This is a genomic window from Micromonospora sp. U21 (assembly GCF_018070045.1).
Taxonomy (GTDB): Bacteria; Actinomycetota; Actinomycetes; order Mycobacteriales; family Micromonosporaceae; genus Micromonospora.
The window spans coordinates 13,375-25,110 of sequence record NZ_JAGPYK010000038.1 but is presented as its reverse complement, the minus strand read 5'-3'; the positions used below and the strand labels follow the sequence as shown (position 1 = coordinate 25,110).

13 protein-coding genes are annotated in these 11,736 nt (G+C 75.2%); 7 read left to right on the top strand and 6 right to left on the bottom strand.

Annotated features, from left to right (window positions below):
- Positions 1-46: 46 nt before the first annotated feature.
- Genes KBX63_RS30735 through KBX63_RS30725 form a run of 3 tightly spaced genes read right to left on the bottom strand, consistent with a single transcriptional unit; the run spans position 47 to position 3,898 of the window.
- On the bottom strand, positions 47-1,663 hold the full coding sequence (locus KBX63_RS30735; RefSeq protein WP_210917321.1) for a prenyltransferase/squalene oxidase repeat-containing protein: 1,617 nt from the start codon (positions 1,661-1,663) through the stop codon (positions 47-49).
- Complete coding sequence (locus tag KBX63_RS30730; RefSeq protein WP_210917318.1) at positions 1,656-2,564, bottom strand: terpene synthase family protein; 909 nt, start codon at positions 2,562-2,564, stop codon at positions 1,656-1,658. Before KBX63_RS30730 ends, KBX63_RS30735 begins: the two co-directional genes overlap by 8 nt.
- The gene (locus KBX63_RS30725; RefSeq protein ID WP_210917354.1) at positions 2,561-3,898 is read right to left on the bottom strand and encodes a cytochrome P450; all 1,338 of its coding nucleotides are present in this window, start codon (positions 3,896-3,898) and stop codon (positions 2,561-2,563) included. The genes KBX63_RS30730 and KBX63_RS30725 overlap by 4 nt, the downstream gene beginning before the upstream one ends.
- A gap of 417 nt (positions 3,899-4,315) precedes the next feature.
- Between KBX63_RS30725 and KBX63_RS30720 the strand changes: the two genes are divergently transcribed.
- Complete coding sequence (locus KBX63_RS30720; RefSeq protein WP_210917315.1) at positions 4,316-4,564, top strand: DUF2630 family protein; 249 nt, start codon at positions 4,316-4,318, stop codon at positions 4,562-4,564.
- 48 nt (positions 4,565-4,612) lie between these two features.
- Here the strand turns inward: KBX63_RS30720 and KBX63_RS30715 are convergent, their stop codons facing one another.
- The 3 genes from KBX63_RS30715 to KBX63_RS30705 form a co-directional block, all read right to left on the bottom strand.
- The gene (locus KBX63_RS30715; protein WP_210917313.1) at positions 4,613-5,545 is read right to left on the bottom strand and encodes a serine protein kinase RIO; all 933 of its coding nucleotides are present in this window, start codon (positions 5,543-5,545) and stop codon (positions 4,613-4,615) included.
- 216 nt (positions 5,546-5,761) lie between these two features.
- Positions 5,762-6,406, bottom strand: coding sequence for an HAD family hydrolase (locus KBX63_RS30710; RefSeq protein WP_210917311.1), 645 nt, complete (start codon positions 6,404-6,406; stop codon positions 5,762-5,764).
- 65 nt (positions 6,407-6,471) lie between these two features.
- Positions 6,472-7,329: a carbon-nitrogen hydrolase family protein gene (locus KBX63_RS30705; RefSeq protein ID WP_210917308.1), complete on the bottom strand. Its 858-nt coding sequence runs from the start codon at positions 7,327-7,329 to the stop codon at positions 6,472-6,474.
- A gap of 88 nt (positions 7,330-7,417) precedes the next feature.
- On the opposite strand from KBX63_RS30705, the gene KBX63_RS30700 reads away from it, so the two are divergent.
- From KBX63_RS30700 to mug, 6 genes are all read left to right on the top strand, one after another.
- Positions 7,418-7,990, top strand: coding sequence for a TetR/AcrR family transcriptional regulator (locus KBX63_RS30700; RefSeq protein WP_210917305.1), 573 nt, complete (start codon positions 7,418-7,420; stop codon positions 7,988-7,990).
- A gap of 105 nt (positions 7,991-8,095) precedes the next feature.
- Positions 8,096-9,016: a TIGR04222 domain-containing membrane protein gene (locus KBX63_RS30695; RefSeq protein ID WP_210917303.1), complete on the top strand. Its 921-nt coding sequence runs from the start codon at positions 8,096-8,098 to the stop codon at positions 9,014-9,016.
- On the top strand, positions 9,013-9,831 hold the full coding sequence (locus KBX63_RS30690; protein ID WP_210917353.1) for a DUF692 domain-containing protein: 819 nt from the start codon (positions 9,013-9,015) through the stop codon (positions 9,829-9,831). Before KBX63_RS30695 ends, KBX63_RS30690 begins: the two co-directional genes overlap by 4 nt.
- Entirely contained in the window at positions 9,828-10,385 is a 558-nt protein-coding gene (locus KBX63_RS30685; protein WP_247663682.1) for a hypothetical protein, read from the top strand. The genes KBX63_RS30690 and KBX63_RS30685 overlap by 4 nt, the downstream gene beginning before the upstream one ends.
- On the top strand, positions 10,370-11,131 hold the full coding sequence (locus KBX63_RS30680) for an SDR family oxidoreductase (RefSeq protein ID WP_210917301.1): 762 nt from the start codon (positions 10,370-10,372) through the stop codon (positions 11,129-11,131). The genes KBX63_RS30685 and KBX63_RS30680 overlap by 16 nt, the downstream gene beginning before the upstream one ends.
- Positions 11,128-11,733, top strand: coding sequence for a G/U mismatch-specific DNA glycosylase (mug, locus tag KBX63_RS30675; protein WP_210917299.1), 606 nt, complete (start codon positions 11,128-11,130; stop codon positions 11,731-11,733). The genes KBX63_RS30680 and mug overlap by 4 nt, the downstream gene beginning before the upstream one ends.
- The last annotated feature ends 3 nt before the right edge of the window (positions 11,734-11,736 follow it).

Below are 11,736 nucleotides of genomic sequence, written 5' to 3'. Positions count from 1 at the left end.
TACGGGGCTGAGGCTCTGCGTACGCTAGCAGTGTCCACACAACCCCTCAAGTTGTTGTTTTTGTTGCCTGGTAACCGCAATCCGCCACCGAACGGTCGACACCCACGGTGCGGGCGGCGGCCAGCTTGCAGGCGGCGAGCACCGCCGAGCGGACGATGGCGGTAGGGCAGTACAGCTCCTTGCCGTACCACAGTGGAGGGTGCTCCCGACCAGCGGGTTCGTGCAGGTAGGCGTGCCCCCGGGCCACGGCGTCGTCGGCCCGCGGCCCCGCCGTCGGCGCCGCGAGCAGGATCTGCAGGGCGTACGCGGTCTCCTCGGCGGTGCCGACCCAGCGCCCCCACGAACCGTCGGCGCGCTGGCTGTCCAGCACCCAGAGGGCCGCCCGGTCCACCGCCTCGGCCGCCGCCGCGCCCCGGCCGAACTCCGCAAGCGCCAGCACGCAGCAGGCGGTCGCGTAGTACGGCGAGGCGTGCCAACGGTCCTGCCAGCCGCCATCGACACGCTGGCGCTCGGGCAGCACGACGCTGAGCCGGTCGACCGCCCGGCGGTACCGGGCGTCGGCGTCCGGGTGCCTGGCCACGTGCTGGCCGAAGGCGTCCAGCACGTGCGCGTTGGTGGTGACCGAGAAGCCGTCCTCGCCGGGCCAGGTGCAGAAGCCGTCCGCCGTCTCGTACGCCCACAGGCTGCCCGGGTCGGCCGGGCGGCCGAGCCGGGCCAGCGCGTCCAACGTCACCGAGGTGGTGTCGGCGTCGGTCGGCAGGCCGTCGCCGGTGGCGATGCCCTCGGCGCCGGTGGCCCCGGCCAGGCTCCGCAGCAGGGCGCTCGGCGGGTTGACCGCGATGCCCGCGCGGCGCAGCCCGCTGAGCACCCAGGCCCGTTCGAAGACGGTGATCGGGGCCGGGCAGGGCACCGGGCCACCGCCGTCGCGGATGAGGTCCCGCAGGAAGGCGTGCGCGGTGGGGCCGGCGTCCGGGCCGGCCGTGGTCAGCCAGGCCGCGGTAGCGGCGGGCGAGGCGCCGACGGCGGTCAGTGCCGGCCCGGCGTCGGCCGGCGTCGCGTCCAGCACCTCGTAGAAGTGGGCGAGCTTCGGCGGCAGCGCCGCGCCTGCGGCCACCGCCGCCCGCACCGCGCGCAACCGACCGGGTCCGAGCCCGGCGGGCAGCCCCAGCGGTGGTCGGGGCAGCCGGTCCGCGGTCTCCCGGTCCAGTCCGGCCAGCCGGTCGTTGATCGAGCCGACCAGCGCCGGGACGATGAGGTCCAGCGCCGGGGTGTCCGGTAGCTCCCGGGCGTCGGCGGCGAGCAGCGTGCCGGTGAGCGCGCGAAGCCCGCGGGCCACCGGGGCGAGCAGGTCCGTACCGGCCCGACGGTCGGCCAGCGCGGCGAGCAGCGCGTCGGTGGCGCTCAGCGTGGGCACCAGGGCGTACCCCTCGGGCGGGCCCCACGCGCCGTCCGGGCGCTGGCCGCGCAGCAGGAACCCGATCCGCTGGTGGTGGCCGGTCAGCCACGGGGCGTCGGCGACCAGCCGACCGGTCTCGTACACCGATGGGGCGACCTGCCCCCACGGCCGCAGCACCAGGCCGGCGATCAGCTCGCGGGCGGTGTCGGTGGCCGGGTCGCCGCCGGTGACCGGCCCGGCCAGGACCCGAAACGCGCCGTCACTCATCACGCACCCCCCAGAAGTCCGACACCTGGTAGAAGCCGCCGGTGAAGGAGATCTGCCGGTGCAGGTAGTCCGCCTGACGCGGGCAGCTCTCGGCGAGGACGGCCAGCTCTGCGCGGGAAGCGGCGGTCAGCTCGGCCAGCCGGGTGTGCACCTGCGCCGGGTCGGCGACCAGCAGCAGCGCGTTCAGGTCGCCCCACTCGGCGTCCCGGCCGTGCGTGGCCAGGTCGTTCACCAGCCGCAGCACGCGCTGCACGCCGCGCCCGACGGCCAGCAGATCACCCAGCTGAGCGAGGGTCTCGTCGTCGCCGGTGGCGATCCAGTGGGTCACGTTGACGAAGGAGCAGGCGAGGTTGTCGGCGTTGTCCAGGTAGCGGTCCAGGTCCGGCAGGCGCTGCCCGGTGGACGGGTCGGCCGGCAGCTTCTTCCAGTCCCACTCCCGGGCCACCGCGGCGAGCATCCGGGCCAGCTCGTCGCGCCAGATCGGCCGCAGCCCGGCGAAGGCCGGCACGGCGGCGAGTTCGTCGCGCAGGTCGGCCAGCAGCCGCGCCAGGTGCCGCCCGGGCGGCGGCGTGGCGCCGTCGGCCACCGCCAGACAATCGGTCACCACCTCACGGACGTCATCGGCGGACCGGGCGAGGTAGTCGACCTGCCAGTCGGCGGCGAAGACCCAGAGCAGGGTACGGGTGGTGATCCGCAGCTCGGCGGCGGTGTGCCAGGGCGCGGTGAAGGCGATCGCGGTGGCCACCGAGCTGAGCAGCGCCGGGTCGAACGGCGCGGCGTCGAACAGCTCGGGGTGGGCGGCGGTGACCCCCTGCAGGTCGCGTACGCCGCGTACGGCCAGCGCGCACACCCGGCCCTGCTCGGCGACGACGTCCCGACCGGTCCGCACCGGCCCCGTCACGGTGCGACCGGGCGCTCGACCGGGGTGAGGATCAGCTCGGCCCGCTGTTTGGGTTGCAGCGAGGCGCCCATCCGGGGTGTCAGGTCGACCGGGTGGCGCAGCTGGAAGCGGTAGCGGCTCAGAACGGTGCTGACGATGAGCTGCGCCTCCAGCAGGAACAGGTACTGCCCGAGGCACTGGTGCGGCCCCCCGCCGAACGGGAAGTAGGAGTAGCGGTAGGGCCGCCGGGGCCGCTCCGGGGCGAAACGCTCCGGGTCGAAGAGGTCCGGGTCGTCCCAGAACGTCGACATCCGCTGGGTGACGTACGGGCTGACCAGCACGGTGCCGCCGGCCTTGATCCGTACGCCGCCCAGCACGTCGTCGCCGACCGCGGTCCGCGGGATCATCCAACCGGCCGGGTAGAGCCGCAGCATCTCGTCCAGCACCATCCGGCCGTAGCGCAGCTCGGGCAGGTGCTCACGGCCGACCCGGCCGCCGCCCACCACCCGCTCGATCTCGTCGGTCATCCGCTCGGCCACGTCGGGCCGGGAGGACAGCACCGGCCACAGCCAGGAGAGCAGGGCGATGGTGGTCTCGGTGGCGGTGGAGAACATCGCCACCACGTCGCCGCGGATGGCGTACTCGTCGGGTTGCCGGCCGTCCGGGCGGGGCCGGCAGAGGGTGGAGATGATGTCGTCGCCGTCCGTGGGCCGGGCCCGGGCCTCCCGGATGATCGGCAGCACCACCTCGTCGATGGTCCGCACCGCCTCACGGAAGGGCCGGTCGCCGGGCATCGGCACCGCGTACGGCACGAAGGGCACCAGCAGGCGCGGGAGCATCGCGGTGGTGACGGTGTCCAGCGCGGCGCTGATCCGCAGCGCGTCCGGCACCGAGATCCGGTCGGCGAAGAGCACCCGCATGGTCGTCCGCAGCACGATCCGGGTCAGCTCGGCGCCGCCGTCGATCGGGCGGCCCTCCCGCGCCGGCTCCAGCCACTCGTCGACCGCCTCGTTGATCGCGTCGGCCATCCTGTCGACCAGCGTTTCGGCCCGTTTGGCGGTGAACAGCGGTTGCAGCGCGCCTCGGCTGGACTCCCAGACCTCACCCTCGGCGACCAGGATGGCGTCGCCGACGATCCGGCGGACCGGGCGCCAGAGCAGCCCGTCCCCGTCGCGGGTGTAGTTGGCAACGTTGTCCCTCAGCACCCGTTGCAGATGCTCCGGGTGGCTGACCAGGTAGGGGCGGAACGAGCCGAGGTTCAGCCGGACGACCTCGCCGGCCGCGGAGTCCGCGAAGCCGACCAGCGCGCCGAGCGGGTCGCGGACCAGCGCGGGCAGGACGCGACGGAGCGGGATCGTCCGGGGTTCGGTGCTGACGGGGGCGGGGCCGGCATCGGACACCTGCGACATGGAACCACGTCTCCTCGGCGTCCCACCGACCGCAGCGGTCCACTTCGGTCGGTCGGGACTGTGGAACTTTCACCTTCTGGGCGACGGAAGCATCTCACCAAACGCGGGGCACCTCCAGACTTGCGCACGGTGGAATTTCCACCCTCGTGGCGCGCTCACGTCGAGGCGCAGCCCAGCCGGTGTCCGGAGTGGAGAGTCAGGAGAATCACCCGCGCCGGCACCGGCGGGGCTCGTATTATCGTCGATCGCCAGGTCAGCGGCGAGCCGGCAGGGGCGGGGACGCCGGCACAGCGGCGGACCCGGGAACGCACCGGTACCCCCGAATCCGGGCGATGTCGGGCACCCTGTGCCAGGCTCTGTGGCATGGACGACAAGACCATCCTGAACCGGATCTCCGAACTGGTCGACGAGGAACACAAGCTGCGTGCGGCGGCTCAGGCCCACGAGTCGGGCACCGAGGGCGAGGCCAGCGAGCGGCTGCGTCACCTGGAGCAGTCTCTCGACCAGTGCTGGGACCTGCTGCGCCGCCGGCGGGCCGCCCGGCAGACCCACGGCGACCCGGATTCCCAGGGGGAACGCCCCAAGCCCGAGGTCGAGCGCTACATGCAGTGAGTGGCGCGGCGGGTCGGGCGGCCGGTGCGGCCGCCCGACCCCTCCCGGTCAGCGCACTCCCGCCTCGCGCAGCAGCTCCCCGGTCAGCACGCCGGGATCGGCCTGCTCGGCGGGCAGCCCCCGGGCCACGAACCAGGTGCCGACCACCCGCACGTCGCGGGCCAGGAACTCGGGCCCCTGCGGGTTCGCCACCACGTCGACCACCTGCGGCAGGTCGATCACGACCAGCCGACCGTGGTGCACGAGCAGGTTGTACGGCGACAGGTCGCCGTGCGCGTAGCCGGCCCGGGCCAGCACACGCAGCGCCTCCACCAGCTGGTCCCACAGGTTGCGCAGTTCGGCCGGGCCGGGCCGTAGCTGGGCCAGCCGAGGGGCGGCCAGCCCCGACTCGGCGTCGCCGACGAACTCCAGCATCAACTCGGTGCCACGCAGCTGCACCGGGTACGGCACGGCGATCCGGTCGTGGCCGGCGCCGATCTCCCAGAGCCGGGTCAGGGCGGCGAACTCGGCCGCGGCCCACTGCCCGGCGATCATCTGCCGGCCGAAGGCCGTCCGGCCGGCCATCGCACGGTTCTCGCGGGACCGGCGCACCCGCCGGCCCTCCAGGTATCCGGCGTCCCGGTGGAACAGCCGATGCTCGGGATCCCGGTAGCGCTTGACCGCCAGCAGGCAGGACCGGTCCATGTCGGGCACCGCCCGGCGGACCAGGTGCACGTCCGCCTCCTTGCCGGTCTTCAGCACACCCAGCTCGGTGTCCTTGGCCGCCAGCTCGGTGACCAGCCAGTCCGGGTACGGCTGCGGGCCGTGCACGGCGTCGTCCCAGGACGACCAGCGGTCGCCGGTGTCCGGGTCAGGTTCGCCGTCGGGGTCGGCGGGCGGCTCGGTGGGCCGCCCGCGCTTCAGAAACTGCTGCTCGTCGTCGTCGAAGCGGCTCTTGCCGCGGGTCCGGCGCTCGAGCGCCGGAAGGTCGTGATCACGCACTGTGGTGAGGTTCCCTTGGTCGAGGCTGATGAAGGCAGCTGGAAGCGACCTGCGAAGACGGCCATGACCGACCCCCTCTCCTCGACCGGGTGTACGCCCGGGTGCACGATGCGTCGACCATGTTCGCCGTCGCCCAGCAGCCGGTCAACCGAATTACGAAAACGCCGCCCCGAGCGGCCCGAGCCCGAGCGGCGGCGACGCGCGCGGGGCGGCCCGTCAGCCGCCGAGCACGGTGGCGACCGCGGCGATCAGCCCGTCCACCGATCGGCTCGGCGCGAACCGGGTGTCCGACCAGGTACGCCCCCGGTGCAGCCAGACGCTGGGCAGCCCGACCGCGGCAGCGCCGCCGATGTCCGCCTCCGGGCTGTCGCCGACCACCCAGGCGCCGCGTAGCGGCATCCGGACCCGCTGCGCGGCGAGCGCGAAGATCCGCGGGTTCGGCTTGCTGACCCCGGCCTCCTCGGAGATCACCCAGTCGGCCACGTAGCGGTCCAGGCCGGTCTGGCGGATCTTGGCGTCCTCCACGCGTACCGTGCCGTTGCAGACCACCACCGGCACCCAGCCGGCGTCGTCGGCGATCCGCAGGGCGCAGGCGGTCAGCGGATCGAGGCGGGTCTGCGCCACCACCCCGTCGTGCAGCTCCTCCACCAGGTCGATCGAGGGGATGCGCAGCTCGTAGCGGTCCCGGATGGCGTCGGCCAGGTCCCAGCGGTCGGTCAACCCGTCGGCGTCGATCGAGATCAGCCAGTCGATGTCGGTGGGGGGCGCGCCGATGCCGTCCAGGAAGCGCACACCCCAGCGGCGGAACGGCCCGGCCCGATCCAGCAGGGTGTTGTCCAGGTCCAGCAGGAGCAGTGGCACTCGGGCACCCTACGGGACCGACGTGTCCGCCAACAGGGCCGGCGGGTGTCGACCTGACGGGGGGCTCAACCGGACATCGACACCCGCTGGCCGCCCTGGTCCGGCAGCCGATCGGCGAGCATCGAATGGGCCGCCCGGGTGGCGGCGAGCGCGGCCGGGTCCAGTGTCGCCACCAGCACCGCCGTGCCCTCGTCGGCGCCCCGGGCCAGCACCCGCCCCTGCGGGTCGTAGATCGCCGCGCCGCCGTTGAAGCGCCACGGGTCCGCGCCCCCGACCGCGTTGGCGAAGACCACGAACATGGTGTTGTCCAGGGCGCGAGCGGCGTAGTACAGGTCCCGGCGGTGCTCGGAGCCGGCCAGGTAGCCGCTGGGGCACAGGTAACCGTGCGCGCCGTCGAGGGCGGCGGCGCGGCCGTGCTCCGGGAAGCAGCCGTCGTAGCAGATGCCCAGCCCGAGCCGCCAGTCGTCGACGAGCAGCGTGGCACCCCGCGCACCGGGGCTGAACAGGTCGCGCTCGCCACCCCACAGCTGCTGCTTGTCGTACCCGACGCGGACCGCGCCGGCCCGGTCGACCACCAGCGCGGCGATGGTCCGCCGGCCGTCCGGGTGCCGGACTGCGGCGCCGACCACCACGGTGACGCCGGCCTCGCGCGCCGCCGCGCGCAGCGGATCGAGCCGGGGGTCGGCGACGGCCCCGGCCGGATCGGCCGTGACGTCGGTGCCGGCCGGGTCGGCGGCGAGGGTCGGCGGGTGGTACGCGCAGAGGTACAGCTCCGGCAGGACGGCCACCCGGGCGCCCTGCCCACCGGCCCGACGGACCAGGTCGGCGGCGGCGACCGCGTTGCCGGCGACATCGCCGGGTGTCGGCGTCGCCTGGACGGTGGCCACGGTCAGCGGGGCGGCGGGGGTGCGGGGCGGGGTCACGGGGCGATGGTAGCGGTGCCGGCTCGGGCGATATACCAAGCCGTACGTACGGTTTGCGTGACGTGGGGTGACCTGCGACGATCGACGCGTGCCCAGAGTAAGCCAGGACCAGCTCGACGCGCGCCGGCAGGAGATCCTCGCCGCCGCGCGGGCTTGTTTCGCCCGGCACGGTTACGAGGGGGCGACCGTACGCCGCCTCGAGGAGGCCACCGGGCTCTCCCGGGGTGCCATCTTCCACCACTTCCGGGACAAGGACTCGCTCTTCCTCGCGGTCGCCGAGGATGACGCCGCGGCGATGGTCGAGACGGTGGCCCGCAACGGTCTGGTGCAGGTGATGCGCGACCTGCTGGCCGGTGCCGTCTCCCCCGACACCACCGGCTGGCTCGGGAGCCAGCTTGAGGTCTCCCGTCGGCTGCGCACCGACCCGGCTTTCGCCCGGCGCTGGGCGGAGCGGTCCGCGGCGATCGCCGAGGCGACCCGGGACCGGTTGGCCCGCCAGCGTGACGCCGGGGTTCTGCGCGAGGACGTGCCGATCGACGTGCTGGCCCAGTTCCTGGAGCTGGCCTACGACGGCCTGGTGCTGCACCTGGCGATGGGCCGACCGGCCGGCGACCTGGGCCCCGTGCTCGACCTGGTCGAGGAGGCGGTCCGCCGCCGCTGAGCGGTCCCGCCGCCGCTGAGCGTCCCACCCGGACACCGGGCCGCCGACCGTGGCGGCGCTGCTCCACAATGAGGCCGCCGACACCTCCGGCGACAGGAGCAGCCGATGATCGTCTACGCCGCGTCGGGCGACACCTGGGGCATCCCCGGCCCGACCTTCCTCCGGCTCTACCTCGTGGCGACCGCCGTGACGGTGGCGCTCGCGGTGTTCCACCGGGTCCGCCTCGCGGCCGGATCGGTGGACGCCCCGGCCGGTCCGCTCGGCCCGCAGCAGGTCGCGTACCTCAACGGTGGACCCCGGCTCGCCGTGCACGCCGCGCTCGGCGGGTTGCGCGGCAGCGGCGCGATCGGCGTCGGCCCGGACCGCCGACTGGTCACCACCGGTCCGACGCCGTCCGGGCTGACACCGCTGGACCAGGCCATCCACTGGGCCGCCCACCAGCGGGCCCGGGCCACGGACCTGCCGCAGGACCGGCGGGTCCGCGAGGCGCTCGACCAGCTCCAGGCCGGCCTCGAGCAACGCGGCCTGCTGCGCAGCAGGGCGCAGTACGACACGGCCCGCCGCTGGGCGGGGTTCGTGTTCGCCCTGCTGGGTCTCGGCGTGTTCCGGCTGGTCTCCGGCCTGTTCAACGACCGCCCGGTGGGTTACCTGATGCTCGTCCTGATCCCGGTCCTCGTCGCCGCCCTGCTGCTGCGCCGGGTGCCCCGGCGCACCCGCGCCGGTCGGGCCGCGTTGCGCGACGTACGTCGCCAGCACACCCACCTGGCCCCCGCCTCGTCCCCCGCGTTCGCCACCTATGGTGCGGCGGGCGCGGCGATGGGCGTGGCGTTGTACGGCACCGTGTCACTGTGGGCCCTCGACCCGGGCTTCGCCGAGCAGGCCGAGATCCAGCGCCAGGCGGCGTCCGGCAGCGGCTGGTCGGGCTCCAGCGGCGGTGCGTCGGGCGACGGCGGGGGCAGCTCGTGCAGTGGCGGCAGCTCGTGCGGCGGTGGCGGTGGATGCGGCGGCGGGGGCTGCGGCGGATGACCGGCCCGTACGGCGTGGGCATCGGCTGGCGCCCGGAGATCGCCGGCTTCGTGGCCGAGCTGCCCGGCCTGCGCTTCGTCGAGGTGGTGGCCGAGTCGGTGCCGGCGACCGGGCCGCTCCCGCCGGGCCTGGCACAGCTGCGCGAGCGCGCGGTGACCGTCGTACCGCACGGGGTGCGGCTCTCCCTCGGCGGCGCCGAGCCGGTCGAACCGGCCCGGGTCGCCCACCTGGCCGCGGTGGCCCAGCGGGTAGACGCCCCGCTGGTCAGCGAGCACATCGCCTTCGTCCGGGCCGGCGGCCTGGAGGCCGGGCACCTCCTGCCGCTGCCGCGCAGCCGGGAGGCGGTCGACGCGGTCTGCGCCAACGTCGCGCGGGCACAGGCCGACCTGCCGGTGCCCATCGCGCTGGAACCGATCGCCGCGCTGGTCGACTGGCCCGACGACGAGCTGGACGAGGCGGACTTCCTCACCGAGATCCTGGACCGGACCGGGGCGCTGCTGTTGCTGGACGTGGCGAACCTGCACGCCAACGCCCGCAACCGGGGCACCGACCCGCTCGCGCTGCTGGACCGGCTGCCCCTGGACCGGGTCGGATACGTGCACGTGGCCGGGGGCGCAGAGCACAGTGGCTTCTACCACGACACGCACACCGACCCGGTGCCGCCGGCGGTGCTGGAGCTGGTCGGCGCGCTCTGCGCCCGGCGGCGACCGCCGGCGCTGCTGCTGGAGCGCGACGGTGACTACCCGCCGGCGGCCCAGCTCCGCGCCGAGCTGGACGCCCTGGCCGCTGCCGCGAACTTCCCGCCCGTGACATGACCGGCGCGTCACCGCCCGCCGGCAACGGTCCGCTGCCCGCCGGCGGGCTCGCCCAACGGCAGGCGGAGCTGGTCGCTGCGCTGGTCGCCGGAGGGCCGCCGCCGGCCGGGTTCGCACCGGCGCCGTTGGCCGCCACCCGGGCGGCGCTGCTGCGCAAGCGGGCCGGCGAGGTGGCCCGGCACTGGCCGCTGCTCGCCGCCGGTCTCGGCGCCGGCTGGCCATCGACGTTCGCCGGCTGGGCCGCCAACCGCCCCACCGTCGGGTCGCTGCGCGACGGCTGGGACCTGGCCCGGGCACTACGCGAGCAGGGCGCGCTGCCGCCGGCGGGCGTTGAGGAGCTGGTCGTCCGGGAGTCGCGCCTGCGCTACGACGGGCGCTCCGCGCCGCGTCCGCGTCGGCTGCCGGCGGTGGCCCGCGCCGGCGGGGCCGTCGCGGTGCAGATCGCCGGCCGGGTACGCCTGCTGCGCCCCGCCCCGCGTCCACCGGCGGCGCGGTCCGCTGGTGGCGACGGCGTACCGGATGCGGCAGGATCGGCGGCATGGATCTCGGACTGACCGACCGGGTGTACGTGCTCACCGGCGCCTCCCGTGGCCTGGGTTACGCCACGGCGCAGTGCCTGGTGGCCGACGGGGCCCGCGTGGTGCTCTCCGCCCGGGACGCCGGCGCGGTGGCCGCCGCCGCCGAACGGCTGGGCGGGCCGGAGCGGGCGGTCGGCCTGGCCGCGGATCTCGCCGACCCGGAGACCCCTGGGCAGCTCGTAGCGGCGGCGAGGGAGCACTTCGGACGGCTCGACGGCGCACTGATCTCGGTGGGTGGCCCGCCCGCGGGCAAGGCCGCGTCGGTCAGCGACGAGCAGTGGCGGCAGTCCTTCGAGACCGTCTTCCTGGGCACCGTCCGCGCGGTACGCACGGTCGCCGACGCGCTGCCCGAGGGCGGCGCGATCGGGCTGGTGCTCTCCACCTCGGCCCGCGGCCCGGTGCCCGGCCTGGGCATCTCGAACGGCCTGCGGCCCGGTCTGGTGGGGGTCGCCAAGGACATCGCGGACGACTACGGTCCGCGTGGCGTGCGGGTGGTCGGCCTGCTGCCCGGCCGGATCCTGACCGACCGCAACCGGGAGCTGTTCGCCGCCACCGGCGACCCGGAGCGGGCCCGCGCCGAGGCGGAGGCCGCCATCCCGCTACGCCGCATCGGTGACCCGGCCGAGTTCGGTCGCGTCGCCGCGTTCGTGCTCTCCCCCGCCGCGAGCTACCTGACCGGCGTCACCGTGCCGGTCGACGGTGGCGCGCTGCGCGGGCTGTGACGCCCAGCCCCGTCCGGCGAGCCACCGACGCCGCCGGGCACCCCAGGCCGACCCGGGCCGAGCTGGCCGCCGCCGCGGACCGGACCATCCCCGACGTGCTCGCGCCAGGGTTGGCGGTGCTCTTCGTCGGCATCAACCCGGGCCTGTGGTCGGCCGCGACCGGTTGGCACTTCGCCCGGCCCGGCAACCGGTTCTGGCCGGCGCTGCACCGGGGAGGATTCACCCCTCGGCTGCTGCACCCGAGCGAGCAGGACGAGCTGCCCGCCCTCGGCCTCGGTATCACCAACATGGCCGCCCGGGCCAGCGCCCGCGCCGACGAGCTGACCACCGAGGAGCTGCTCGACGGTGCCCGGCTGCTCACCGCCACGGTGGCCCGGTACCGGCCGCGCTGGGTGGCGGTGGTGGGTGTGACGGCGTACCGGATCGGGTTCGGCCGGCCGAAGGCCACCTTCGGGCCGCAGCCGGAGTCGCTGGCCGGGGCGCGGCTGTGGGTACTGCCCAACCCGAGCGGGCTGAACGCGCACTTCACGCCGGCGACCCTGGGCGCCGCGTTCGCCGAGTTGCGCCTGGCGACCGGCCTGCCGGACCGCCGCCCGGGCTGAGCC